Source organism: Nonomuraea endophytica (assembly GCF_014203235.1).
Lineage (GTDB): Bacteria > Actinomycetota > Actinomycetes > Streptosporangiales > Streptosporangiaceae > Nonomuraea > Nonomuraea endophytica.
The window spans coordinates 148,582-174,414 of the sequence record NZ_JACHIN010000013.1 but is presented as its reverse complement, the minus strand read 5'-3'; the positions used below and the strand labels follow the sequence as shown (position 1 = coordinate 174,414).

Here is a 25,833-nt window from a genome sequence, read left to right as displayed (position 1 = left end):
TACCCACGACACCACCCGGTCCCGCCGCCGCGCCGGGCTACAACCCGGCCGACGCCAGCGCCCGCTGGTACGCCCCGACAGCGCCCTCCATGTCCCCGAGCTGCTCCATGCCCTCGGCCGCCGCGTACCAGGTGCTGGCGACCTTGCTGGAGTCCGGCATGGGGCTCAGCCACGCGCGGACCGCGTCGATCTCGCCCGCGGCGGATTCGAGCCTGCCCAGCCCGATGTAGGCGCGGCTCAGCAACAGGTGGGACTCGGCGCCGGCCGCCCGCGCGGTGCCGGGAGCCTCGTCGCGCCCCATCGCCGCGTGCTCGAGCGCCTCCTCCAGACGTCCCGCGACGATCTCGCTGCGTGCCAGCTCCATCAGGCCGTGGGCCTTGTCGAAGGTGCTCGCGGAGGTCTCCGAGAGCTCCTGGTTGGCGCGCAGCACCATCTCGCGCGCCTCGCCGCTGGCCTGCGGACGCACACGCAGCAGCAGGGCCGCGTACGCCAGCCGCATCCGGGCGAGGTTGCGCGGCTGCCCGGTCTCGGACTGCACCGCGAGCGCGCGCTCGGCCAGCGCCAGGGCTTCCTCGCCCTGGCCCATGGCCAGCGCGACGAGCGAGGCGTTCCAGGACGCGGCGACGGTGGAGCGGGGTGTCCCGAGCGCGTCCGCCGCGTTGAGCAGTTCGGCGGCGTACTGCCGTGCCCGCAGCAGGTCGCCCCTGTAGAGGTAGGCGGCCAGCAGGTTCGCGCCCAGCTCGATGAGGGAGTCGGACCAGGAGGGGCGGCTCGGGGAGCCGAGGACGGCCTCCCCGACCTCGACCGCTTCGGTGAGGCGGTCGCTGACCTTGTAGACGCGTACCAGCGCGCTGGCGACCTCGATCTGGCGCTCGGAGGGGAGCTCGTCCTCGCGCAGCCTGCAGAGGATCTCAGCGGCGCCTGCCAGGTCGCCGGACGCCTCCGTGGCCAGGGCAAGTCCGAATTGTACGTCTTGACGCAGTGAAGTGAGACCTGTCAGGTTGTTGTCGGCCAGCAGCTCGGCGAACCGGGTTCTGGCCTCGGTGACCTCACCGTTTTCCAGCGCCAGACGGGCGTAGCCGAGTGCGAGCTCGATGTCCTCCATCTGCTCGGCGGTTACGCCGTTGACCAGATAGGAGAGTGAGCAGTCGAGCTTCTGGGCGAGGAGCTCGAGGACCGCAGGAGTCGGGGTACGCTTGCCACTCTCGATCAAGGAGACATAGCTGTCGGACAGTTCTGGGTGCGCCAGTTGGGCCTGCGACAGCCCTCGCTGTCGCCTGACAGTCTTAATCCGCAGGCCGACCAGGTCAGATGTGGTCACCGCTGACGCTCCCTGAAATGATAGATCCCAGTATCACCCACAGGCGAGGGAGAACCCCCCATGCGCACGCGTCTTGCCATGTCCGCACTAGCTGTAGTGATTGCGACCATTGCGGTCGCTGGAGGCAATGCTACGGCGGCCAATGCCGAATCGCCATCCATCCCCTCAACCAGCGCCTGGTACGACATTCCTTCCTGCTGCTGACCGCATCGGCAGCTGCGCCACCCACTTGCTCAGCCGCACTCTGTGTGAGTGGGCGGCGTGATCGCCGATCCCATTGATGCGCCCCCACACGCACCCCGTACAGACAGATTAGGTCGCGCATCTATATTTCACCTACATTCGGCGCCAGGCTCCGACGCGGTGGGGGGATCCGAGTGGGCTCAGACGTTCACATCCGCCTTCTCGGGCTGGTGGGCGGGTCGACGACACGTGGTGCCATCGACCCGGGGCCACCCCGGCAGCAAGCGGTCCTGGCCATGCTGGCCTGCCACGCGCCGCAGCCGGTCGGCATCGGCGCCCTGGTCGACGGGCTGTGGGACGGCGAGCCGCCGCGCAGCGCCGAGCAGAGCATCTACACCTACATCGCCGGCCTGCGCCGGGTTCTCGAAGACGCCCGCGCACCCCGCGCGCGGGCGTCCGTCGTCGTCGCCGCCAACCGCGCCTACCAGCTCCGGCTCGACCCGCGGCAGATCGACGCCCGCCTGTTCGCCCTTCACCTCGAAGAAGCACGCCTGCTGCAGGGCGGTGGCCGCCACTCGGAAGCGCTCCCGCTTCTGGAGCGCGCCCTCGAACTTCCGCAGGGACCGCCGCTGAGCGGCGTGCCCGGCCCCTTCGCCGACGCCGAGCGGGCCCGGCTGGGCGAGCTTCAGCTGACCGCGGTCGAGCGCCGGGCGGAGTCGCTGCTCCAGCTCGGCCGGCCGGACGACGCGCTGCCCGCGCTCCAGGAGTCGGTTGCGCACCACCCCTTACACGAACGGCTCCGCGAGCTGCTCATGCTGGCGCTCCACCAGGCCGGCAGGCAGGCGGAGGCGCTGGAGTCCTTCGTGGCCGGACAGCGCGTCCTGGCCGATGAGCTGGGCGTCGACCCCGGAGCGGGCTTGCGCGCCGCGCACGAGCTCATCCTGCGCGGGACGGACGTCCCCCGGCCCGGCGTGCCGCGCGAGCTGCCCCGCCCGTTGTCCGGCTTCGTGGGCAGGGCCGGGGAGATCGTCCGGCTGCGGTCGCTGCTCGCCCCCGAGGGCGGCGAGGCGCCCCACCCGTTCGTCGCGATCTGCGGCCCGCCCGGGGTGGGGAAGTCCGCCCTGGCCGTCCACCTGGCCGACGCGGTCAAGGAGCGCTTCCCCGACGGGCAGCTGTTCGTCAACCTGCGCGGGGCGACTCCGGAGATCGCACCGCTGTCGCCGATGGACGTGTTCGGCCGCTTTCTGCGTGCGGTGGGCATCGCCGGTCAGATCGTCCCGGCCGATCTCGACGAGGCGGCCGCGCTGTGGCGTACCCACATCGACGGCAGGCGGCTGCTGATCGTCCTCGACGACGCGGCCGGCCTGGAGCAGGTCCTGCCCCTGCTCACCACGCCCCTCGGCACCTCCGTTCTGGTGACCAGCCGCGAGACGCTGTCGGCCGGCGACGACTGCGAGCAGCTCGTGCTCTCCGGCCTTTCCCCGGAGGACTCGTCGGCGATGCTGGCGAAGCTGGCCGGATCCGAGCGGGTGGCGGCGCGGCCCGCCGACGCCGCGCGGGTGGCGCGCATGTGCGGCGGCCTGCCGCTGGCCCTGCGCATCGCCGGGGCGCGGCTGGCGGAGCGGCCGGAGTGGAGCATGGCCACGCTGGCCGGGCGGCTGAGCGACGAGCGGACCCGGCTGGACGAGCTCCAGATCGGCAGGATGGCGGTCCAGTCCAGCCTGGAGTCGAGCTGGACCGCGCTGCGCGACGCCGGGCGGCCGCGCGACGGCGCCGCCGCGCGGCTGCTGGCGCTGCTCGGCGTGCTTCACCTGCCCGATGTGACCGCCCAGATCGCGGGCGCCCTGCTCGGCGGGCCGGAGGGCGCGGCTCGCGGGGCGCTCGACCGGCTGGCCGAGGTCCACCTGCTGGAGCCGGTCCAGGACGACCGCTTCCAGATGCACGATCTCGTCCGGCTCTTCGCGACCACCTTGCGACCGGAGGGAGCGCGCGAGACCGTCGTCAGGGTCCTGACGTACCTGGTCGTCACGGCGCGCCGGGCCGTCACCCTGACCAATCCCCAGCGGGTGCTGGCGCCCGCCCCGGACCTGGAGGCGCTCCCCGCGCCCCTGAGCGACGCCGGTCAGGCCCAGCAGTGGCTGCTCGCCGAGGAGGCCAATCTCCTGGCCGCCGCGAAACAGGCGATGTCGGACGACGGCGAGGAGATCGCCAGGCTCGGGGTTATGCTCGCGTTCGCCCTCAAGTGGTTCCAGTACGGCACGTTCCGCCTGGCGGAGATGTCGGCCTGCAACGAGCAGGCCCTGGAGGTGGCCACCCGCCTGGACGACAGCTCCCTCGCCTGCCACGCCCACAGCCACCTCGCTTTCACGCTGGCCCATCGGGGCCTGCTCACCGAGGCCGTACGTCACCGTGAGCTGGAGCTCAACCTGGCCCGGCAGACCGGCGACGCCTTCAGCGAGCAACGATCCCTCGGCAACCTCGCGAACATCCACATCATGTGGGGCAACCACGAGATCGCCCTCGAGTACGCCGCCCGGCAGTTCGAGATCGCCCGCGAGCTCGGCTCGCGGCTCGGCATGCGCTACGCCCAGATGATGCGGGGTGATGCCCTTCGCTACCTCGGCAGGCGCGAGGAGGCCGTCAGAGCTCTCGACGAGGCGCTGGACGCCGCCGTCACCGACGGCGACGCCCACCACGAAGCGGCGCTCCACATGATCCTCGGCGAGATCTCCCTGGAGGAGCAGCGTCCGCGGGACGCCCTGGGCGGCCTCCACCGCGCCCTGGCGCTCAACCACCAGGTGATCTACCGCGTGGCCGAGGTCCGCGTTCTCATCCGCATCTCGCAGGCGCACCGTCAGCTGGGGCAACCGGCCATCGCCCTGGAGCACGCCGAACAGGCAGTGCTCGTCTCCCGCACGCTCGGCGACTCCATGTGGGCGGACGAGGCACGCCAGGAGCATGCCGCCGTCTACCGTGAGCTCGGCATGGCGCCGGTGGACCCGGGCTGATCAGGGGGCGCGCAGGGCGAGGTAGAAGTCGACGCGGTCCGGCATCGTGGACAGGTCGCGGCCGGTCAGGTCCTCGATGCGTTTGATCCGGTAGCGGACCGTGTTCACGTGCACGTGCAGATGCTCGGCGCACAGCTGCCACGAGCCGGCCGCGTCGAGGAAGATTCCCAGCGTGTGCATCAGGTCGGACTGGTGCCGGCGGTCGTAGTCGCGCAACGGCCCCAGCAGGCTCGCGGCGAACGAGCGGCTGATGTCGGCGGGCACGGTGGCCAGCAACAGTCCGTGCGTGTAGATCTCGGCGCTGGTGACGACGCCGCCGCCGCGGGTCTCGGCCAGCCGGCGGGCGTGGCCGGACTCCGTCACCCCGCCGCGCAGCCCGGCCGCGCCGGACAGCGCGCTGCTGAGCCCGGCGCACACGCTGGTGCCCGGCAGCGACGACAGCACGTCCATGCCCGCGCGCAGCCGGTCGGCGAGCTCGCTCACCGACCTCCCGCGCAGGGGCACGACGGCGATCGCGCCGTCCGGACCCTCCGCGGCCACGACCTCGCGCCCGAGCAGCTCCTCGATCACCTGGCCGCCGAGTGTCACGGGGCCGGGGTCGCGTCCGGGCGCGCCGGTCGCGGTGGCGTTCACGATGGTGTACGGCTCCGCCGCGTCGATCCCGCAGGTACGCAGCCCGGCGTTGAGCTCGGCGGCGTCGCTCTCGGCCAGGGCGGCGGCGATCAGCTGCCCGGCCAGCCGGCGCTCCACCCGGCGGCCGGCGTCCAGGCGGATACGTTCCAGCGCGACGCAGGCGGCCAGCTCGTAGCCGAGGTCGGCCCGGTCGAGCAGGTCGCCGTCGCAGGCCAGGGCCCATCCGGCGGCGCGATGGCCGCGGCCGACGGCGAAGACGGTGTGCCCGCCGGTCACGAACGGCAGCCGGGGCGCGGCCAGGTAGGCGCGCGCGAGCCGTACCCTGGCGGGCTCCTCGGTCCGAGCGGCGCCTTCAGCGGCCGGATCTCCTTCGGAGGCCGGGTCTTCGAGGGCGCCCGCGATCAGTTCGCCTGAGGCGGAGACGACCGCGCCCGTCACGCCGAGCTCGGCGGCCGTGAGGGCGACGAGCTCGGGCAGGTCGGCGCCTTCCGCGACGGCGGCGACGATGCGGCGGTGGCGGCCGAGTTCCTCGCGCAGGTCGCCCGACAGGCGCGGCACGACGATCTCGCTGAGTGTGCGGAAGGAGACGGCGGTGGGGACCTCGATGAGCGGAAGTCCGGCGGCGGTGCAGGCGGCGACGAGGTCGTCGGGGATGTGGCCGAGCCAGGCCTGCCCGGCGCCGAGCGCGGCCACGCCCGCCTCGCGCAAGGCGGCGACGAAGCGTGGCGAGTCGCCGGGGCCCTGGCGCCACAGCATGCCGGTGAGCACCAGCTCGCCGCCGGACAGGTAGCGGCCGGGCTCGGGCAGGTCGGTGATGTGCACGGTGCCGAACTCGGCGGAGGGGTCGCCGGTGAGCAGGTTCAGGCGTAGCTCCGGGATCGCCAGCAATTCACTGATGCGCACTTGGAGGAATATACAAGTGTGCCCGCCAACCGCTGACCGTGATTTCACCTGTCGCGCATAGGACGCCCGCGCGGGCCGGTGCTGTACTCGGAAGATGACGGAGACGGTCGGCACGGCGCGGCAGGGCGTCGGTGAGAGCGCGCGACGGCCCGACGCCGCGCTGAAGGTGACGGGCGAGTTCGCTTATGCGTCCGACCTGTGGCTGGACGGCATGGTCTGGGGCGTGACGCTGCGCAGCCCGCACGCCTCGGCCTGGATCAGGTCGATCGACGTGGGCCCGGCGCTGCGGATGGCGGGCGTGCACGCGGTGCTGACGCACGAGGACGTGCCGGGCGAGAAGTTCTACGGCCTGGAGCACCACGACCAGCCGGTGCTCGCCATCGACCAGGTGCGCTACCAGGGCGAACCGGTGGCGCTGGTGGCTGCCGACCATCCGGAGACGGCGCGGCGCGCGGCGGCGGCGATCTCCGTCGAGTACGAGCTGCGCCCCGCGGTCACCGATCCGAGGGCGGCGGCCGACGATCCCGGCCAGCCGCACGTGCAGCCGGGCGGGAACATCCTGCGCAGGCAGCCCGTCACGGTCGGCGACACGTTCGAGGCCGACGTGGTGGTGACCGGCGAGTACGAGGTCGGCATGCAGGACCAGGCCTTCCTCGGCCCGGAGTCCGGGCTGGCGGTGCCCGACGGCGAGGGCGGCGTCGACCTCTACATCGCCACCCAGTGGCTGCACGTCGACCGCGACCAGCTCGCCCCCTGCCTGGGCCTGCCGCCCGAGCGGGTGCGGCTCACGCTGTCGGGCGTCGGCGGCGCGTTCGGCGCGAGGGAGGACCTGTCGATGCAGGTCCACGCGTGCATGCTGGCGCTGCGCCTGAACCGGCCGGTCAAGATGTCCTATGGGCGCGAGGAGTCGTTCTTCGGCCACGTCCACCGCCACCCGGCCTGGATGCGCTACGAGCACGGCGCCACCCGCGACGGCGAGCTGGTCTACGTCAAGGCCGAGATCCTCCTGGACGGCGGCGCCTACTGCTCCTCCTCCCCCGCCGTCGTCGGCAACGCGGCCTCGCTCGGCGTCGGCCCGTACGAGGTGCCGAACGTGCGGGTGGTCGCCACCGGCGTCTACACCAACAACCCGCCGTGCGGGGCGATGCGCGGCTTCGGCGCCGTGCAGGCGTGCTACGCCTACGAGTCGCAGATGGACAAGCTGGCCGCCGCCTGCGGGCTGTCGCCGGTCGAGATCCGCGTCCGCAACGCCGTCTCGCAGGGCTCGCGGCTCATCACCGGCCAGCTCATCGACGCGCCCGCCCCGCTGGCGGACATGCTGCGCACGCTGGAGTCGATGCCGCTGCCCGCCGCCGCCGACGACCGCGCCGACCTGCGCGACCTGCCGGGCGGCGTCTCACAGACCACCCACGGCGAGTCGGTACGGCGGGGCGTCGGCTACGGCGTCGGCATCAAGAACATCTGCTTCTCCGAAGGCTTCGACGACTACTCGACGGCCAGGGTCCGCGCCGAACTGGTCAACGGCGAGCCGCACGTCACCGTGCACACCGCCGCCGCCGAGGTGGGCCAGGGGCTGGTGACCGTACAGGCGCAGATCGCCAGGACCGAGCTCGGCGTCGACGACGTCACCGTGGCCACGGCGGACACGGCGGTCGGCTCCGCGGGGTCGTCGTCCGCCTCGCGGCAGTCGTACGTCACCGGCGGCGCGGTGAAGGCGGCGTGCGAGGCGGTCCGGGCGCGCTTCCAGGGGCTGGAGGCGCGGGCGGCGCTGGAGAAGTTCGGGCCGATCGAGGAGACGAGGGAGTACCGGCACCGGCCGACGTACCCGCTGCACCCGGTGACCGGGCAGGGCGACTCGCACACCCAGCTCGCCCTGTGCGTGCACCGGGCGGTCGTGGACGTGGACGTCGAGCTCGGGCTGGTCAAGGTGGTGGAGCTGGCGGCGGTGCAGGACGTCGGGCGGATACTCAACCCGCTCGCGCTGGAGGGGCAGATCCACGGCGGCACCGCGCAGGGGCTCGGGCTGGCGCTGATGGAGGAGATCCAGGTCAGGGACGGGCGCGTGGTGAACCCGTCGTTCACCGACTACCTGATCCCCACCATCCTCGACATGCCGCCGATGCGGCTGGAGATCCTGGAGAACGCCGACCCGGCCGCGCCGTACGGGCTGAGGGGGGCGGGTGAGCCGCCCACGCTGTCGTCGACGCCGGCGATCGCGGCGGCGGTGCGCGACGCGACCGGCCTGGCCCTCGCGCGGGTGCCGATCCGGCCCGAGGAGATAGCGCTCCTATAGGTTGTCGGGATGAGCAACATCGAGGCTGAGGCGAGAGAAGAATTCGCCAGATTCGACACCGACGGCGATGGCGTCATCACCGTCGAGGAGATCCGGAAGGTCAACGAGGCACTGGGGACGCACGGCCTCGACCACACCGAGATCGAGCTGTTCATCAGATCGGCGGACAAGGACGGGGACGGGCACATCGGACTGGAGGAGTTCGTCGCCATGGTCGGCGGCGGACGGCACGAGAAGGCATGACCGGCTCCCCCGCCGGGTAGGCAACCGGCAATCCCCCTTGATCGCTAGGGGGGACCGCTGTGCTCGACCGCTTCTTCGAGCTGTCCGGGCGGGGGACGACCGTAGGCCGTGAGGTACGCGGTGGCATCACCACGTTCATGGCCATGGCCTACATCATCCTGCTCAACCCGATCATCCTGGGCGGCGCCAAGGACGTCACCGGCGCGCAGCTCACCATCGCCCAGCTCACCACCTCCACGGCGCTGGCCGCCGCCATCTGCACGCTGCTCATGGCCGTGGCCGGAAACGCGCCGTTCGGCCTCGCGGCCGGGCTCGGGCTGAACGCGGTGGTGGCCTACCAGGCGGCGCCGTTCATGACCTGGGCGCAGGCGATGGGCCTGGTGGTGCTCGAAGGCGTCGTGATCATCATCCTGGCCGTGACCGGGCTGCGCACCCTGATCATGAACGCGATCCCGCTGGCTCTCAAGCACGCGATCAGCGTCGGCATCGGCATGTTCATCGCCCTGATCGGCCTCGTGGACGCCGGTTTCGTGGGCCGCGGCACCGGCACGCCCGTGCAGCTCGGCGCGACCGGCCACCTGTCCGGCTGGCCCGTGGCGGTCTTCTGCTTCGGGCTGCTCCTCATGATCGTCCTGTACGTCAGGAAGACGCCGGGCGCCATCTTGATCAGCATCGTCGTCACCACGATCGTCGCCGTGATCGTGAACTCGCTGGCCGTCATCGACCCCAAGACCTGGGGCATCGTGGTGCCCCGGCTGCCCGAGTCGCTCGTCGCGGCGCCCGACTTCGGGCTGGTCGGGCAGGTCGACGTGTTCGGCGGCTTCGCGCGGGCCGGCGTGGTCACCGCGACCGTGGTGCTGTTCACGCTGGTGCTGTCCGGATTCTTCGACGCGATGGGCACGATCATCGGGGTCAGCGACGAGGCGGGCCTGGTCGACGAGAAGGGCCGGGTGCCCAGGCTCGGCGCCATCCTCACCGTGGACGGCGTCGCCGGCGTCGTGGGCGGCTCCATGAGCGCCTCGGCCAACACCGTCTTCGTGGAGTCGGCTGCCGGGGTCGGGGAAGGGGCGCGTACCGGTCTGGCGAGCGTCGCGACCGGGGCTTTGCTGGGGCTGACGCTGCTGTTCACGCCGCTGGCGGCCGTGGTGCCGCCCGCCGCGGCCACGCCCGCGCTCGTGCTGGTCGGGGCGCTGATGATGACGCAGTCGCGCAAGGTTCCCTGGGAGGACCTGGACCTGGCCATCCCGGCGTTCCTGACGATCGCGCTGATGCCGTTCACGTACTCGATCACCAATGGCGTCGGCGCCGGAGTGATCGCCTACACGCTGATCAAGGCGGCCCGCGGGCGCTTCCGGGAGATCCCGTGGCTGCTCTGGGTGGTCTCGGTCATCTTCGTGGCCTACTTCGGGATCACCGCGCTGGAGGGACTGTTCGGCTGACGGCCAGCGCCTCGCGGACCGCGTGCCGTTCCACCCGGACCCGCGCCTCCCACCGCGGATTCTTCAGTACGGCGGCCAGGGCCGCCGCCCGCTCGGCCAGCTCCCCGGCCTCCTCCAGGCGCCCCAGCTCGCGCAGGGCACACGTGCGGCCGACCATGTTGCGCAACTCGCCGATGCGGTTGGCCACGCTGCCGAGCAGGGCGGCGGCGTGGTCGAAGCGGCTCAGCGACCGCTCGGGCCGGCCCAGAGCCAGGCAGGTCTCGCCCAGGACCAGGTGGGCCATGCCCTCCTGGTAGGCGTCGCCGTCGCTCATCGCGCCGGCCAGGACCTCGGCCAGGGGTTCCGCCGCCTCCTCGGGACGGCCCAGCCCCAGCAGGGCGTTGCCGATCATGAGCTGGGCGTAGCGGATGCCGACCGGCGTGCCGATGTCCCGGGCGATCACCAGCTGCGCCCGCGCGAAGGTCAGGGTCCGGCTGTAGCGTTCGGAGATCAGGTTCAGGTTGGCGAGGTTGCCCAGGGCGCGCTGCTCGCCGAAGCGGTCGCCGAGCCGTCTGGCCAGGTCGAGCGCGGCCTCGTGGTGCCCGGCCGACTCGCCCAGCCGGTTGGCCATCCACAGAGCTCCGGCCACGTAGGCGTGGGCCTGCTGGGCGAGCGCCGGGTCGTCCAGCCGCCGGGTCACGGCCAGCGCCAGCTCGTTGCACTCCAGCATGTCGATGGTGTGGTAGGCCATGCTCTGGAACCACATGAGCGAGAAGGCCAGCGCGACGCCCAGCCTGGCGATCTCGTCGTCCTGGCCGGACATCGCCTGCTTGGCCGCCGAGACGAGGTTGGCCGACTCGGCCACCAGCCACTCCTGGCCCTGCCGCGGGGAGTCCAGGGCCGCGGGCTCGGCCTCGACAGGAGGGATGACGGGCTGGACCCGATGCGGGTCGACCAGGACGCTGGCGTGCCGGGCGGACGCCACGCAGAACGCCAGCGCCCTGACCATCGCGGCCTGGGCCCCGGCCGGCCTGAGCTCCGCGGCGAACAGGCGGACCAGATCGTGCAGGTGGTAACGCTCGGCATGGCCGCGTTCGACCAGATGGGCGTCGGCCAGGCGGCACAGGGCCGCGGCCGCCTCGGCGGTGTCCGAGCCCAGCAGCGCGGCCGAGAACTCGACCGTGATCTCGGGGAAGTGGAGCTCGCCGAGCAGCGACAGCAGGCGGGCGGCGGCCCGGTCGCGACGGTGCGGGCTGTCGTGGAGGGCGCTCCAGCTCGACATGAGCGCGGAGCGGACGGCGAAGTCGCCGATCTGCAGCTCGTGCAGGCGGCGGCGCTCGTCGCCGAGCCGCGTCACCAGGTCGGCGACGCTCCAGCTCGGGTGGTCGGCCAGGCGCGCGCCGGAGATGCGCAGGGCCAGCGGCAGCCCGTCGCACAGGCGCGCCAGCCGTTCCGCCTGGGCAGGGTCCGCCGCCACCCGCTCCGCGCCCGCGAGTGTGGCGAGCATCGCGGAGGCCTCGGCGGGCAGCAGCCCCTCCAGCCTGACCTGCGCGCAGTCGTCGCTCGCTGCCAGCGTCTCCCTGCTGGTGACGATCATGGCCGTGCCCGGCGGCGGTGACAGGAGCGGCCGCACGTGGTCGAGACCGGCGGCGTCGTCGAGGATGACCAGGACGCGCCTGCCGTGCATCCTGCTGCGCCACTCGGCCGCCGCCTCGTCCAGATCCACCGGTACGGCACTGCCCGGCACACCCAGCGCCCGCAGGAACCGCCCGAGCACCTCCAGCGGAGTCAGCGGCGGCACGCCGGGCGTCCTGCCGCGCAGGTTCACGAACAGCTGGCCGTCGGGGAAGCGGTCGGTGACGGCGTGGGCCAGCTTCAGCGCCAGGGCGGACTTGCCGATGCCGGGCGGCCCGGAGATCGCCACCAGCGGATGACCCCGCTCGGCGACCAGCTCGGTCAGCCTGGCCAGCTCCCCGGCCCGGCCCACGAACCCGATGAGCGCCCGGGGAAGCTGCCGCGGCACCGGATCCCGGCTGCCCTGCGGGTCCGCACCATCGGGGCCGACCTCCCCCGCCGTCACGGGCCGCCCGCCCTGCGAGCCCGCGCTCTCGTGAGCGATCTCCCTTCCGACCGGCGCCTCCACGAGCCCGCCCGAATCCGGCGTCGCTGCGAGCCCGCGCTGACCAGGCGCCTTTGCGGGTGTGCTTCCGCCCGCGACCCCCGGGACGGGGTCGCCGCGGAGGATCAGCTCGTGGCAGTGGCGCAGGCTGGTGCCCGGGTCCACGCCCAGCTCGTCCGCCAGGACGCGGCGGCCGTCGGCGAAGACCTCCAGCGCCTCCGCCGGACGTCCGCACTGGTAGAGGGAGAGCATGAGCAGTTCGCGCAGCCGTTCACGCAACGGGTGGTGGGCCAGCAGGCCGTTGAGCGAGTCGATCGCGGCGTCCGCGCGGCCGGTCTTCAGCAGGGCGTCGGCGCGCAGCTCGGACGCCGACAGCTGTAGCTCCTGGAGACGCCGCCGCTCCGCCTCGGCGAACGGGCCCGGCACGCCGCCCAGCGGGTCGCCCCTGACCAGCCCCAGCGCCCGGTCCAGAGCCGACAGCGCGGCCGGGTGATCGTCGTGCTGCCCGAGCCGCCTGGCCTCATCGACCAGCCCGGTGAACTCGCGGGAGTCCACCCGGTGCGGATCCAGCCGCAGCTGATAGCCGCCCGCGCCGCCCACCAGCACGCTCGGCGGCTCCCGCCGTCCGCGCACCGGCTCCAGCACCCGGCGCAGACCGGCCACGTACGTGTAGACGCTCTGCCCCGCCGAGCGCGGCGCCCGTGCGCCCCACAACCCCTCGATCAGCGCCGTCATCGCGACCGGGTGCGGCGCTTGCGCGGCCAGCATCACCAGGACCGCCTGCCGGCGGGGCGGCCCCGCGACGAACGCCCCCGCGGCCGTGCGCACTCCCACCGGTCCGAGCAACAGAATCCGCACCTGACAACCCTCCGAAGGCCAGACTCACCGGGGAGCCTAGCCACCGCCCCCGACAATCCGGGCGCGGCTCAGAGATCGGCTGAGTTGCAGGCCGTGCCGTTGTTGTCCTTGTCCACGTACCAGGTGTATTCGGTGTGCCGGCCCTTGGTGTAGGGGCCGAGACCCGCGGCCACCGCCTCCTTGCAGGACGGGTAGCGCTTGTCCTTGGCGGGCAGCAGCGAGCCGCCGGTCGGGTTGGCGCCGACCGGGGTGTTGGCGGCCGGCGCGGTCGCGGTCGGGTTGCCGGTGCCGGTGTTCGGCAACCCGGTGTTGGGCAACCCGGTGTTCGGCAATCCAGTGTTGGGGGCCCCGGTGTTCGGCGACCCCGTGTTGGGCGCGCCGGTGTCCGGCGACCCCGTGTTGGGCGCGCCGGTGTCCGGCAGCCCCGTGTTCGGGGATCCGGTGCCGGTCGGGGCTCCGGTGCCGGGGACGCCCGTGCCGCCCGCGCCCAGGCGGACGGCGAGGGCCTCCGCCTCGGCCTTCGGCAGCGGGCCGATGCTCACGCTGTCGCCGTCCATCGCCTGCAGGACGGACGGCGCGGCCACGACGACGTTCGCCGGCGTCAGCACCACGGCCAGCGGCCGCTGGTCGCCGGCGAGCTCCTGGATGATCGTGGCCACCCGCGCCTTGAAGGCGGGCGCCATGGCGATGCGGACCGAGTACGTGCCGTCGTCCTCGGCCACGGTCTCGATCTGCTGCACGGCGTTGACCGTGACGCCCTTGCCGATCAGGTAGCAGGTGGTCTTCAGCTCGTCCAGGACCGCTTCCTCACCGGGGCACGGCGCTTCCTTGGACTCGCGCACGGGCGCGAAGTGAATGGGGGTGGCGAGCTGCATCGGCGGCACCGCGCCCAGCAGCGGGGCGTCGGGGCTCCTGGTCATGAGGACGGCCACCGCCCCCAGCACACCGGCGATCACGATCACCAGGACGAGCGAGACGATCAGGACGATCGTGGTGAGCTTGCTGGCCTGCGGCTGCTCAGGCCGCGGCGTGTCGGAGACCGGTGGATTCTCCATCGACATGGACGACGACCCCATCCTGGCGTTCGCGGGCTGCCGGTGAGCTTATCGAGGACAAGCCGGACCGGGGTAATCAGCCGGAATTTCTCCACTTTCCACCATGGTGTGAGGAAGAATGGAAGAACAATTACAGATTGTCGATAGTTCTGTTTGACTGGCGAGTCGAGAGTGGTCTCATGAAGGTCGGAGTACCCCGCGAGATCAAGAACAACGAGTTCCGCGTGGCTCTCACCCCCGCGGGCGTCCACGAGCTCGTACGGCACGGCCACCAGGTCCTCGTCGAGCGGGACGCGGGCACGGGCTCGGCGATCCCCGACGCCGACTTCGCCAACGCCGGCGCGCTCATCCTGGACGGCGCGGACGCCGTCTGGACCGAGGCCGATCTGGTCCTGAAGGTCAAGGAGCCGGTGGCCGAGGAGTATCACCGGATGCGCAAAGGGCAGGTGCTGTTCACGTACCTGCACCTGGCGGCATCCGAGGCGTGCACCCGCGCGATGCTGGAGTCGGGGGTGACCGGCGTCGCCTACGAGACCGTGCAGACGGCGAACGGCGCGCTGCCACTGCTGGCCCCGATGTCCGAGGTGGCCGGACGGCTCGCGCCCCAGGTCGGCGCCTACCACCTGATGCGTTCCAAGGGTGGAAGGGGCGTGCTCATGGGCGGCGTGCCCGGCGTGCGGGCGGCGAACGTCGTGGTGATCGGCGCCGGCGTCTCCGGGATGAACGCCGCCGCCATCGCGCTCGGCATGCAGGCCGAGGTGCTGCTGCTGGACCGCAACATCGACAAGCTGCGCCAGGCCGACGCCATCTACCAGGGCCACTGCCAGACGGTCGCCTCGAACACGCTGGAGGTCGAGCTCGCGGTGCTGGAGGCCGACCTGGTCATCGGGGCGGTCCTGGTGCCGGGGGCGAGGGCGCCGAAGCTGGTCTCCAACGACCTCGTACGCAGGATGAAACCCGGCTCGGTGCTGGTGGACATCTCCATCGACCAGGGCGGCTGCTTCGAGGACTCGCGCCCGACCACCCACGCCGAGCCCACCTACCGGGTGCACGACTCGATCTTCTACTGCGTGGCCAACATGCCCGGCGCGGTGCCGCACACCTCCACGTACGCGCTGACGAACGTGACACTCCCCTACGCGCTGGCGATCGCCGACCTGGGCTGGGCGCGGGCCCTGCGCGAGGACCCCGCGCTGGCCCACGGCCTCAGCACACACGAAGGGCACCTCACCAGCCGGCCCGTGGCCGAGGCGCACGGGCTGGAGTGGGTGCCCATCGAGGACGTGCTCGGCTAGCCCTACTGGTTGGACGACGACGGCGTCGGGGCGGGGCTGCCGGTCGGCTGCTGCTGCGGCTCGGGCGGCAGCGGCTGCTGGTCGGCGGTCGTGGTGATCGCGTCGGCTCCGCCGCAGGTCGCGCCCGGCTCGGGGGTGTCCTTGCCGTTCTGGTACTTCTTGATGAACGCGGGCAGCTTCTCGTCGGTGGCCTTGTCCAGCTTCAGCTGGTGTCCCCAGGAGGAGGCCACGATCGGAGCGGGCAGGTTCGCGAACGGGCTGACGAGCATGTACTCGATGTTGCCCGTCTCACTGGCGACCTTCTTCAGCGCGTCGACCTCGGCCTTGGGCAGATCGGGCCGGTAGGTGATCCAGACCGCCCCGTGCTCCAGCGAGTGCACCGCGTGCTCGGGGTGGATGGGCTTGTCGTAGATGTCGCACTTCTGCCAGTAGTTGTTGTGCTCACCGCCCACGGGCGGGTTCTCCTTGTAGGAGACCGTCTTCCACACGTGCTGCCCGGCCTCGTACTTGACGCTGGTGACGGCGTCGAGGGAGCTGGCCCTGGACTGGTTGATCAGGTAGAAGCCGACCACGCCGACGAGCAGCACGATGACCGCGCCACCCGCTCCCCACATGAGGAACGCGGTGCGGCGCTCCTTACGCCTCTGCGTGGCCCGCATCTTCTCCAGATGCTCGCGCCGCGCCTGCGCTTTCTCCTTCGTCATCGCGATTTTCCTCCATCGGCATGCCAACTGCGGGTCACCCTATGCCCTCCGGGCGTATATGGAGAATAAGAAGCTTAACGACGAGCTCACGCCAGCCCTGGGTACGCTGGAAGCGACATGAACAAGCTCATCGCCGTCGCCGCGGTCGCTCTCGCGGCCATTGCCGCATTCCTGCTCTTCGGCAGGGGAGGCACGCCTTCCGAGACCTCGCCGGAGGCCGGGTTCGCCCGTGACATGGCCACCCACCACGCGCAGGCGGTGGAGATGTCGTTCACGATCAGGGACAAGGGCCCCGCCCCCGAGGTGCGGAACCTCGCCTTCGACATCATCAACACCCAGGCGAACCAGCGCGGCATGTTCCTCGGCTGGCTGCAGCAGTGGGATCTCAGCCAGACGACCGACCTGCGGCCGATGGCGTGGATGAGCGGGCACGGGCACGGCGGGCAGCCGGTGAAGGCGGGCGTGATGCCCGGCATGGCCTCGCGCGAGGAGCTGGACAAGCTCAAGGGGCTGCAGGGCAAAGAGGCCGAGGTGCAGTTCCTGCAGCTGATGATCCGCCACCACGAGGGCGGGGTGCAGATGGCCAGGGGGCTGCTGCCGCTCTCGCAGCGCGACGAGGTGACCGACATGGCGCAGAAGATCATCGACGGCCAGAACGGCGAGATCAAGCTGATGACCGAGATGCTCAGGCATCGCGGGGCGCAGCCGCTGCCGTCCATCTTGTGACCTACGACGCGGCGGTGGTCGGCTCCGGCCCCAACGGGCTCGTGGCCGCGATCACCCTCGCCGCCGCCGGACGCCGGGTGCTGCTGCTGGAGGCGGCCGACGGGTTCGGGGGCGCGCTGCGCTCGGCGGAGCTGACGCTGCCCGGCCTTGTCCACGACGTGGGCGCGACGGTGCTGGCCATGGCGCTGGTCTCGCCCGCCTTCCGGGCGCTCGGGCTGACCACGATCGTGCCGTTCGCGCAGCCCGATGTCGCCGTGGCGCATCCGCTGGACGACCGGCCCGCCGCGCTGGTGCATCGTGACGCCGGCCGTACCGCGGAAGGGCTGGGGCGGGACGCGGCGGCGTGGCGCGCGTCGATCGGGGCGGCGGCCCGCGCGGGCCTGCCGCTCGTCGAGACGCTGCTGTCGCCGCTCTCGCCGCCCAGGGCTCCGGTGGCGGCGGCGCGGTTCGGGCTGCTCGGGGCGCTGCCCGCGACCGTGCTCGGGCGCGCGCTGTTCCGCACCGTCGAGGGGCGGGCGCTGCTGGCGGGCATGGCCGCGCACTCGGTGCTGGACCTGCGCGCGCCGATCACGGGCGGGTACGGCATGCTGCTCGCCGCCAGCGCGCACATGGTGGGCTGGCCGCTGGTCAGAGGCGGTTCGCAGGTGCTGGCCGACGCGCTGGTGGAGCGGCTGAGGCGGCTCGGGGGCATCACCGTGAGCGGCCACCGGGTGCGCGACCTGCGCGAGCTGGACGCCCCGATCGTGATGCTCGACGTGACGCCCCGGCAGTTCCTGCGGATGGCCGAGCTGCCCACCGGCTACCGCGACCGGCTGCGGCGCTTCCGGTACGGGCCGGGCGTGTTCAAGATGGACTGGGCGCTCGACGGTCCGGTGCCCTGGAGTGATCCGGAGGTGGCGCGGGCGGGCACCGTCCACCTGGGCGGCACGCTGGAGGAGATCGCGCTGAGCGAGGCCGAGGTGTCGGCAGGACGCCACTCGCCGCGGCCGTACGTGCTGCTGGTGCAGCCGTACGCGGCCGATCCCACGCGGGGCGGGCACACGCTGTGGGCCTACTGCCATGTGCCGCGCGGCTCGCCGGCCGACATGAGCGCGGCGATCGAGGCGCAGATCGAGCGGTTCGCGCCCGGCTTCCGCGAGCGGGTCCTGGCCCGGCACACGATGAACACCGCCGACCTGGAACGGTTCGACCCGAACCTGGTCGGCGGCGACATCAACGGCGGCACCGGCTCACTCGGCCAGTTCGTGAAAAGACCGGTGTGGTCACCGGCGCCGTGGCGCACGCCGCTGCCCGGCGTCTACCTGTGCTCCGCCTCCACCCCGCCCGGCGGCGGGGCGCACGGCATGGGCGGCTACCACGCCGCCCGCCTGGCGCTGCGCGAGCACCCCTGACGGCTCAGGCCGACATCTCCTCGCGCACCGCGGCGGCGAAGGCGTCCACGTCGGCCTCGGTGGTGTCGAAGGAGCACATCCAGCGCACCTCACCGATCGCCGAGTTCCAGGTGTAGAAGCGGAAGCGCTTCTGCAGCCGCTCCGTCACCTCCGGCGGCAGGATGGCGAAGACCGCGTTGGCCTCCACCGGCCTGGGCACCTCGACGCCGGGGATGTCGCGCACGGCCTCGGCCAGGCGGCGGCCCATGGCGTTGGCCCGCTTGGCGTTGCGCGACCACAGGTCGCCGCCGAGCAGCGCCTCGAACTGGGCCGAGACGAACCGCATCTTGGACGACAGCTGCATGTAGGTCTTGCGGATGTAGTCGACGCCGCGGGCCGCGTCGGGGTTGAGCACCACGACGGCCTCGCCGTACAGCAGCCCGATCTTCGTGCCGCCGAAGGAGAGCACGTCCACGCCCGCGTCGGTGGTCAGCGCGCGCAGGGGCACGTCCAGCGCGGCGGCGGCGTTGGTGAGGCGGGAGCCGTCCAGGTGGACCTTCAGGCCGAGCCCGTGGGCGTGCTCGCAGATCGCGGTGATCTCGGCGGGGGTGTAGACGGTGCCGAGCTCGGTGGTGTTGGAGATCGACACGACGCCGGGCTGGGCGCGGTGCACGTCGCCGAAGCCCCACGCCTGCGTGTCGATCAGCTCCGGGGTGAGCTTGCCGTCCGGGGTGGGGACGGTGAACAGCTTGATGCCGCCCGCCACCTCCGGCGCGCCGCCCTCGTCGGTGTGGATGTGGGCGGTGTCGGCGCAGACGACCGCCTGCCACGTGTCGAGCATGGCGCGCAGCGAGACCACGTTGGCGGCGGTGCCGTTGAAGACCGGGTAGACCTGGGCCCGCTCGCCGAAGTGCCGACGGAAGACGCCCTGGAGCGCCTCGGTGTAGACGTCTTCGCCGTAGGAGATCTGGTGGCCGCCGTTGGCGCGGGCGATGGCCTCCAGGATCTCCGGGTGGACGCCCGCGTAGTTGTCGCTCGCGAACGCCTTCAGTTCTGGGTCGTGCCGGGAAATCACGCGGTGAGGTCCAATCGGGTGCCGTTGATCTGCGCGGCCGGGCGCTCGTAGAGGCCGCCGATGGCCTCGGCGAGAGTACGCACGTCGGTGAACCCCTCGAACCGGGCCTCCGGTTTGGCGGCTCGCATGGCGTCGTTGACCAGCGCCTTCACCACCAGGATAACGGCGGCCGAGCCGGTGTCCCTGAGCGCGTCGGCCAGCGACCTGGTCCACGCCTCCGACGCGGCCTTGGCCGCGGCGTAGCAGGCGCCGCCCGCGGTGGGCGTCTCGGCGGCCTTGGCCGAGACGATCGCGAACCGGCCGTTGCCGCTCTTGCGCAGCAGCGGCTCGAAGGCCAGCGTGACGTGCTGGAGGGTGCGCACGAGCAGGTCGTGCAGCAGGTTCCAGTCGTCCAGGTCGGTGTCGGCGAACGTCTTGCCGCCGCGCCAGCCGCCCACGAGGTGCACCACCCCGTCGACGCGGCCGTGCTCGGCGTCGACGCGCTCGGCCAGCGCCTGTACGGCGGCGCGGTCCAGCAGGTCGACGTCGTCCTTGTCCACGCCGACGACGGTGTGGCCCTGCTTCTCGAAGTGCTCGGCGACCGCCCGGCCGGTGGGCCCGGCGGCGCCGGTGATGAGGATGATCATGCGCGGATCCCCTTGGTGCTCTCGACGACGTCTGCGAGCTTACGGCGCAGCGCCTCGTAGAACATGCTCAGGGGGAACTCGTCCGACAGCACCGCGTCCACCTTGGCCTTCTGCTCCTCCGGCAGCGCCTGGATGCCCTTGGACCAGGTCGAGGCGGGGTTCGGCTCCACGTAGGCGCTGACCAGGTCGTACGCGGCCAGCCAGTGCGCGATCTTGGACCGGTCGATGCTGTCGCGGTAGAGCTTCTCCACCTCGCCGCGCAGGTCGGCGACGCCGTCGGCGACCCGCTCCCAGTCGATCGTGAGCCGGTTGTCGGTCCAGCGCACGACGTCGTTGCGGTGCAGGTACGCGAAGAGCAGCTGGCCGCCGAGCCCGTCGTAGTTGCGCACCCGGGCACCGGTGATCGGGAAGCGGAACAGCCGGTCGAACAGGATCGCGTGCTGCACGTAGCGGGCGTGCGGCACCCCGTCCTTCTCCAGCTTCACCGCCTCGCCGAACGCGGTCAGGTCGCAGCGCAGCTCCTCCAGCGAGTAGAGCCAGTACGGCATCCGCTGCTTGATCATGAACGGGTCGAACGGCAGGTCACCGTGGCTGTGGGTACGGTCGTGGATCAGGTCCCACATGACGAACGTGTCCTGGGCGAGCTGCTGGGAAGCCAGCAGGCGGGCGGCGTCCGGGGGCAGGTCCAGCTTGAGCGTGGCGGCGGCGGCGCCGGAGACCGCGCGGAACCTGGCCGCCTCGCGGTCGGCGAAGATGCCGCCCCAGGTGAAGCGCTGGGGCGCCTGCCGTACCGCGACGGTCTCGGGGAACAGCACGGCCGAGTGGGTGTCGTAGCCCGAGGTGAAGTCCTCGAAGGCGATCGGCACGAACATCGGGTTGTCGTAGCCTCCGGCCTCCAGCCCGGCCAGCCAGTCGGGCCAGATCGTGCGGATCCAGACGGCCTCGACGTTGCGGTTGGGGTTGCCGTTCTGCGTGTACATCGGGAACACCACCAGGTGCTCCAGCCCGTCCACGCGCTGGGTGTCGGGGTGGAAGAGCTCCAGCGACCCGAGGAAGTCGGGGACGCCGAGGTCCTGCTCCGACCACTGGCGCAGGTCGGCCTGAACCGCCTGGAGGTAGGCGGCGTCATGCGGGAAGTGCGCCGACATCCCGCCCACCTGGCGGGCGATCGAGTCGACGAGTTCCTTGGCCCGCTCCTTCTCCTCCGGCACCGAGCCGTCCTTGACCTGCAGCGGGCGCAGCTCCTCGACCGTGGCCTTGAGCGCGGCGAACCCGGCGGCCTTGGCCTCGTCCGTGCCCGTCGCCGCCCGGTCGTCACCCGGTACGCGCGCGGCCCAGGTGACCACGTTGCCCCAGAGGCGGCGGTGGTCGTAGTCCTCGATGGAGTCGTCGCCGAACAGGTCGGAGTCGGCGAAGACGACCACGCGGCCCTTGCCGTACGCGCGCGCCACGGCCAGCGGGGCGGCGGCCGGGGTGGCGGACGGCGAGGACGCGAACAGGACGGTGGCCCCGTCGGCGGACAGGACGCCCGACCGGTAGAAGCAGGCCTCCCTGACGCCGGCGAGCAGGCCGTCGGAGGTGTTCTTCGCGGCCAGGACCCAGGTGGCGACGTCCCGGTGGGCGTTGCCTGGGTCGCGGACCGTGGTGTGCTCGACGGTCACGCCGAAGCGGGCGAGCAGGTCGTTGAGGTTGTTGCCGTACTTGTCCTGCTCCTCCTCGGCCAGCACGACCAGTCCGCCGCCGTCCTCGACGTAGGCGGTGATGGCGTCCAGCTCGGCGGCGGAGAAGACCGGGCTGCCGTGGCCGGTGGTGCGCTCCCAGCGCTCGCCCGACGGGTGCGCGATGACCAGGACGTCCTTGTCCTGGAGCGTTCCCTGGTCGAGGGCGCCGGTGGTGTGGGCGGTGACGGTATGCCCAAGGTGTCGCAGTTGCGCGGCGGCGCGCGCGTAGCTGTTGTCGTCGGGGTGGCCCGGGTTCATCGCCTCGGCGACGTCGCGCCGGATGGTCCACGACTCGCTGTGGGCCTCGTCGAAGAGCACCTTGGGGAATGACTTCATGAAATATCTCCTGCCAAAGTCACCTATTGACGGAAAATATACACGAAGGGTGGGGGTGCAACGCTAGTCCCTTCATGATCCGAGGGTGGGCACCGAAGGCGTCGATGCTGGCGGCGGCCCTCCCGCGCCCGCGGCATGCCGATGGTGGCGGCATCTCCGGACATACGCGCTTTCTACGACCCCGAAGCCATGGAGGTCGTGATCCGCTTCGCACCTTCATGGCATGCTTAGTGGCCGTTTGGGCGGTATGACGCTGAGGAAGGCTGATAGAGAGTGAGCGAGGAGCTGGCGGGGCGGCTACGGCAGCTGCGTGACCTGACCGGCCGGCCGGAGCCTGCGCGACCACGGCGCGGCGGAGCGGCACCTCGGGCGGGCTCTGGAGCTCGCCGTCGAGCTGGGCCTCTCGTCCGGCACCCAGTCCCTGGACGCCCGCGCGATCCCCTCCACCTGCTGCGGGCCCATGCTCAGATAGCCGGTACGGCCGTGTTGCACGGGTGTCCCGTCCCGGGACACCTGCGCGACGGCCGTGCGGCGGGGTGACGGCGCAGGTCGGCAGGGTGTCGCCGGGATGTCTCGTGTCCCGCGAGGCCTGACGCGGCTTGTCCCGGACCGCCCGCCGGATCAAGGCTCTGGGCCATGCACACGACACCTTCCCTGCTCGCCGAGCTGGACGCGCTGCCAGGTGGGAAGTGGACGGGACGCTCGCCGCGCCCGTGGCGGCGGTGGCCGAGCTCCTGCTCGCCGTCACCGCGGGGCGGGTGGGCGATGACAACCTGCTGGTGCTGGCCAGGGCCTCGGCGGCACGGCAGGGAGCGATGAGCGTGGTGGCCGGCTCCGGCACCGGCGCCTATCGCGCCGAGTTCGCCGGACCGGTGGAGCCGGTGGAGATCGAGGTGGACCCGGCCCGGTCCAGGCTGGCGGTGCGGAGCTGGTACGCCGGGGTGCACGCCGTCACCGCCTGCCCCGAAGGGGCCCGGGTGACCCGTCGCGTGTACCAGGTCCTGCCCGGCCATCCGGGATTCGCCGGCGGGATCGCCGAGATCGGCCTGCGTACCCGCATGTCACGCGATCTGCGGCAGGTGCTGGACGTGATCGCCGACCGGCTCGGCTGCTGAAGCGGCGGCGTGTCAGCGGCCGTGTCAGCACGACGACGGTCCGGCGTCAAGGCGGTCGGCGATCGTCTACCTCATGAACAGCGCGGCGATCGCGGCCTCAGGGCCCGGCGCCTGGCGCATCGAACACTGAAAACGAGGAGATCATGATGGAACACGGCAAGAGCGGCTTCTCCGAGTCGGGCCTGCGCCGGGTGCGTGAGGTGCTGGGGCGGCACGTCGAGTCCGGGCAGATCCCCGGGCTGGTCGCCCTGGTCAGCCGCGGTGACGAGACGCACGTCGAGACCATCGGGACGATGCGGCACGACGGCGGCGCGCCGATGAGCCGGGACACGATCTTCCGGATGGCCTCCACCTCCAAGCCGGTCACGATCGCGGCGGCGATGGTGCTGCTGGACGAGTGCAGGCTGCGGCTGGACGACCTGGTCCAGGAGTGGCTGCCGGAGCTGGCCGACCGGCAGGTGCTCAGGAGCATCGACAGCCAGCTCGACGACACCGTGCCGGCCCGTCGGCCGATCACCGTCCGCGACGTGCTCGCCTCCACCTTCGGGCTCGGCATGGACATGACCGTGCTGGGCACCCCGATCATGGGCGCGATCTTCGAGCGGGGCCTCACGCCCAACCTGCCGACGCCGGTGCCCGAGCAGGACGAGTGGATGCGCCGCCTGGGCGAACTTCCGCTGATGCACCAGCCCGGCGAGCGCTGGCAGTACCAGATCAGCAGCGACCTGGCCGGCGTGCTCGTCTCGCGCGTCACCGGCCGGCCGTTCGAGGACTTCCTGCGCGAGCGCGTTTTCGAGCCGCTGGGCATGAAGGACACCGCCTTCCACGTCCCCGCCGACAAGATCGACCGCCTGCCCACCCTGTACGCCCCCGACCCGCAGACCGGCGAGTTCCAGGTCTGGGACGAGGCCAAGGGCGGACGCTGGAGCGCCCCGCCGGCGTTCCAGGGCGGCGGTGGCGGCCTGGTCTCCACCGCCGACGACTACCACGCCTACTTCCGCATGCTGCTCAACGGCGGCACGCACCAGGGTGAGCGCATCCTGTCCCGCCCCGCCGTACAACTGATGACCACCAACACCCTCGCACCCGAGCAGCAGGCGGCCAGGCACGCCATGGCCACCGAGAACGTCCACATCTCCTTCGGCCAGGGCCAGCAGGGCGGCTGGGGCTACGGCATGGCGGTCCGCACCCAGCGCAACGACTACGCCCCCATCGGCCAGTTCGGCTGGGACGGCGGCAGCGGCACCTCCACCTACGCCGACCCCGAGAACCAGCTCACCGGCATCCTCCTCACCCAGGTCGGCTACACCGTCCCGGCCCCGGCCCGCCTGATGACCGATTTCTGGACCACCCTCTACCAGGCCATCGACTAACCATGGTCCTCGCGCTGACGCGCTCGGGCTCCTCTCACGGGGGAGCCCAGCTCCCCCGCGCCCCCTCGCCGGGGGGCCTCCCGGCCCCCGGTCCCCCGAGCGCTGGCCGGGTTCCGTGGCTCAAGAGCATGGAGCTCGCTACGCTCGCGCGCCTTTCCGGGTTTCCCCACCCGTTATCCCGATCGGTGGCCGGCCAGCTGGACCCCACCCAACCAGGAGATTCTTCATCCCAACCGCTAGTTGACCAACCACCGATGGACCCAACCAGACCGGACCCCTCGCGTAAGCGTGACCGGTTGGCCGACGGCCCCGGCATCCATGGGCCTACGCGTAGTCCCGCGGAGCTTCACGATGGCCACTCACGACTCTGATGCCGGAGGTACCCCACCCCAGCTCTATGGCTGCGAATCGCGCAGACTTCGCAGCCAAAGGGGCCTCACCAAAGAACAGCTGGCCGAGGCAATCACCACGGCGGGCTCGTCGCGCATGTCGATCAGCCGCACCCACGGCTGCTTCCCCAGGGCCACGCGCAACAGCCGGTCGTGACCCTGGCCGTACGGGATATTCACCTCGTGCGCGAACTTGACCGGCGTCTCATCGAACTCGCTCGGCATGTACAGGTCTGCCGTCACGGCGTACGGCTCGGTCGCGGCCACGGAGACGATGCGGAACCGCTCGACCAGCCGAGGGCACGTCTTCAACGACTCGGGGATACACGCTGGGCACGTGGGCGGCAGGTTCGTGATGGGCGTTCCGTCCGGCGCTGTGGCGGGGTCGTCGACGAACAGCCACGAGATCCGGCCGTCGTCGCGGACGCATGACGCGGAGTCCACCATGCACAAGTGATCCCGCAGCATCACCCGCGTGCGCGGGGTGTTGACCGCCTTCCACCTGTACAGGCCAGCCCGGTCCTGGCCGTGGCGGACCCACAGGACGCCCTGCTCGAAGTCGTCGTCCGCAGGGTCAACGTAGGACAACCGGATGTCGTCCACCGCCGGGTCCCACCGGAACGCCAAGGGCAGAGCGCGGCGCTCTCCCGTCCAGAGGGTCTGATCGGGGATGCGCAGACCCCGCCGGGTACGCGTCTTCACAACTGCTCCGCGGCCAGCAGCCGACCGACCCGCGCGCAGTCCTGCGGCGCCACCACACCGTAGCCCTGGACGAGCAGGACGCTCTGCCCGGCCGCCCACGGCCGCCACAACTTTGCCAACCCCTCGGCGTCGACCACGCCCAGCGCATCCACCACGGCAGTGATCGGGGCCTGCTGAAGCAGCGCCCCGGTGGCGGAGGCCATGGAGTGGCTGTAGGTGGTCTGGTGCATGGCTGAGACCCACGCGATCTCAGCGAGTCGGAACTCGACATCCCGCTCCCGGAGCGAGGAGCCCAGCAGTCGCCGCCAGTGCTCGAACTGCTCGGCAAAGGTGTACTCCATGGCTTCGCGGCACGTCGCGACGATCG

Annotated in this window: 19 protein-coding genes; 9 read left to right on the top strand and 10 right to left on the bottom strand. The window is 71.7% G+C overall.

Going from position 1 to position 25,833, the window contains the following annotated elements:
* Nucleotides 1–37: 37 nt before the first annotated feature.
* Nucleotides 38–1,321, bottom strand: coding sequence for a helix-turn-helix domain-containing protein (locus HNR40_RS39080; protein ID WP_184970639.1), 1,284 nt, complete (start codon nucleotides 1,319–1,321; stop codon nucleotides 38–40).
* A gap of 377 nt (nucleotides 1,322–1,698) precedes the next feature.
* Here HNR40_RS39080 and HNR40_RS39075 point away from each other — a divergent pair, with 377 nt between their 5' ends.
* Nucleotides 1,699–4,512: an AfsR/SARP family transcriptional regulator gene (locus tag HNR40_RS39075; protein ID WP_184970637.1), complete on the top strand. Its 2,814-nt coding sequence runs from the start codon at nucleotides 1,699–1,701 to the stop codon at nucleotides 4,510–4,512.
* Here HNR40_RS39075 and HNR40_RS39070 read toward each other — a convergent pair whose 3' ends face one another.
* Nucleotides 4,513–6,048, bottom strand: a complete 1,536-nt coding sequence (locus HNR40_RS39070; RefSeq protein ID WP_184970635.1) for a PucR family transcriptional regulator — start codon at nucleotides 6,046–6,048, stop codon at nucleotides 4,513–4,515.
* Between the two features lie 94 nt (nucleotides 6,049–6,142).
* Here HNR40_RS39070 and HNR40_RS39065 point away from each other — a divergent pair, with 94 nt between their 5' ends.
* The 3 genes from HNR40_RS39065 to HNR40_RS39055 are packed head-to-tail and all read left to right on the top strand — an operon-like array spanning nucleotide 6,143 to nucleotide 10,023.
* Nucleotides 6,143–8,341, top strand: coding sequence for a xanthine dehydrogenase family protein molybdopterin-binding subunit (locus HNR40_RS39065; protein WP_184970633.1), 2,199 nt, complete (start codon nucleotides 6,143–6,145; stop codon nucleotides 8,339–8,341).
* A 9-nt stretch (nucleotides 8,342–8,350) separates the two neighbouring features.
* Nucleotides 8,351–8,584: an EF-hand domain-containing protein gene (locus HNR40_RS39060; RefSeq protein ID WP_184970631.1), complete on the top strand. Its 234-nt coding sequence runs from the start codon at nucleotides 8,351–8,353 to the stop codon at nucleotides 8,582–8,584.
* A gap of 59 nt (nucleotides 8,585–8,643) precedes the next feature.
* Nucleotides 8,644–10,023: an NCS2 family permease gene (locus HNR40_RS39055; RefSeq protein WP_184970629.1), complete on the top strand. Its 1,380-nt coding sequence runs from the start codon at nucleotides 8,644–8,646 to the stop codon at nucleotides 10,021–10,023.
* On the opposite strand, the gene HNR40_RS39050 is transcribed toward HNR40_RS39055, so the two are convergent.
* Complete coding sequence (locus HNR40_RS39050; protein ID WP_184970627.1) at nucleotides 9,995–12,979, bottom strand: AfsR/SARP family transcriptional regulator; 2,985 nt, start codon at nucleotides 12,977–12,979, stop codon at nucleotides 9,995–9,997. The genes HNR40_RS39055 and HNR40_RS39050 overlap by 29 nt on opposite strands.
* A 68-nt stretch (nucleotides 12,980–13,047) precedes the next feature.
* On the bottom strand, nucleotides 13,048–14,040 hold the full coding sequence (locus HNR40_RS39045; protein WP_184970625.1) for a pentapeptide repeat-containing protein: 993 nt from the start codon (nucleotides 14,038–14,040) through the stop codon (nucleotides 13,048–13,050).
* A 173-nt stretch (nucleotides 14,041–14,213) separates the two neighbouring features.
* Between HNR40_RS39045 and ald the strand changes: the two genes are divergently transcribed.
* Nucleotides 14,214–15,329: an alanine dehydrogenase gene (gene ald, locus HNR40_RS39040; protein WP_184970623.1), complete on the top strand. Its 1,116-nt coding sequence runs from the start codon at nucleotides 14,214–14,216 to the stop codon at nucleotides 15,327–15,329.
* Between the two features lie 2 nt (nucleotides 15,330–15,331).
* Here the strand turns inward: ald and HNR40_RS39035 are convergent, their stop codons facing one another.
* Nucleotides 15,332–16,033 (bottom strand): thioredoxin-like domain-containing protein, encoded by a 702-nt coding sequence (locus HNR40_RS39035; RefSeq protein WP_184970621.1) that lies wholly within the window; start codon nucleotides 16,031–16,033, stop codon nucleotides 15,332–15,334.
* A 117-nt stretch (nucleotides 16,034–16,150) separates the two neighbouring features.
* Here HNR40_RS39035 and HNR40_RS55450 point away from each other — a divergent pair, with 117 nt between their 5' ends.
* Nucleotides 16,151–16,759 carry a DUF305 domain-containing protein gene (locus HNR40_RS55450; protein ID WP_184970619.1) on the top strand — a complete coding sequence of 203 codons (609 nt, stop codon included), beginning with the start codon at nucleotides 16,151–16,153 and terminating at the stop codon, nucleotides 16,757–16,759.
* Complete coding sequence (locus HNR40_RS39025; RefSeq protein WP_184970617.1) at nucleotides 16,756–18,150, top strand: phytoene desaturase family protein; 1,395 nt, start codon at nucleotides 16,756–16,758, stop codon at nucleotides 18,148–18,150. The genes HNR40_RS55450 and HNR40_RS39025 overlap by 4 nt, the downstream gene beginning before the upstream one ends.
* A gap of 4 nt (nucleotides 18,151–18,154) precedes the next feature.
* On the opposite strand, the gene HNR40_RS39020 is transcribed toward HNR40_RS39025, so the two are convergent.
* From HNR40_RS39020 to HNR40_RS39010, 3 genes are read right to left on the bottom strand one after another with little or no spacing between them, the layout of a single operon-like run.
* Nucleotides 18,155–19,204, bottom strand: coding sequence for a threonine aldolase family protein (locus HNR40_RS39020; RefSeq protein WP_184970615.1), 1,050 nt, complete (start codon nucleotides 19,202–19,204; stop codon nucleotides 18,155–18,157).
* On the bottom strand, nucleotides 19,201–19,830 hold the full coding sequence (locus tag HNR40_RS39015) for an SDR family NAD(P)-dependent oxidoreductase (RefSeq protein ID WP_184970613.1): 630 nt from the start codon (nucleotides 19,828–19,830) through the stop codon (nucleotides 19,201–19,203). The genes HNR40_RS39020 and HNR40_RS39015 overlap by 4 nt, the downstream gene beginning before the upstream one ends.
* Nucleotides 19,827–21,887: a DUF6421 family protein gene (locus tag HNR40_RS39010; protein WP_184970611.1), complete on the bottom strand. Its 2,061-nt coding sequence runs from the start codon at nucleotides 21,885–21,887 to the stop codon at nucleotides 19,827–19,829. Before HNR40_RS39010 ends, HNR40_RS39015 begins: the two co-directional genes overlap by 4 nt.
* A gap of 689 nt (nucleotides 21,888–22,576) precedes the next feature.
* Here HNR40_RS39010 and HNR40_RS39005 point away from each other — a divergent pair.
* Both HNR40_RS39005 and HNR40_RS39000 read left to right on the top strand, forming a co-directional pair.
* On the top strand, nucleotides 22,577–23,002 hold the full coding sequence (locus tag HNR40_RS39005) for a hypothetical protein (RefSeq protein ID WP_184970609.1): 426 nt from the start codon (nucleotides 22,577–22,579) through the stop codon (nucleotides 23,000–23,002).
* 143 nt (nucleotides 23,003–23,145) lie between these two features.
* Nucleotides 23,146–24,375 carry a serine hydrolase domain-containing protein gene (locus HNR40_RS39000; RefSeq protein ID WP_184970607.1) on the top strand — a complete coding sequence of 410 codons (1,230 nt, stop codon included), beginning with the start codon at nucleotides 23,146–23,148 and terminating at the stop codon, nucleotides 24,373–24,375.
* Nucleotides 24,376–24,770: 395 nt separating this feature from the next.
* On the opposite strand, the gene HNR40_RS38995 is transcribed toward HNR40_RS39000, so the two are convergent.
* Nucleotides 24,771–25,466, bottom strand: coding sequence for a hypothetical protein (locus HNR40_RS38995; protein WP_184970605.1), 696 nt, complete (start codon nucleotides 25,464–25,466; stop codon nucleotides 24,771–24,773).
* Nucleotides 25,463–25,807, bottom strand: a complete 345-nt coding sequence (locus HNR40_RS38990; RefSeq protein WP_184970603.1) for a hypothetical protein — start codon at nucleotides 25,805–25,807, stop codon at nucleotides 25,463–25,465. The genes HNR40_RS38995 and HNR40_RS38990 overlap by 4 nt, the downstream gene beginning before the upstream one ends.
* Nucleotides 25,808–25,833: the final 26 nt, after the last annotated feature.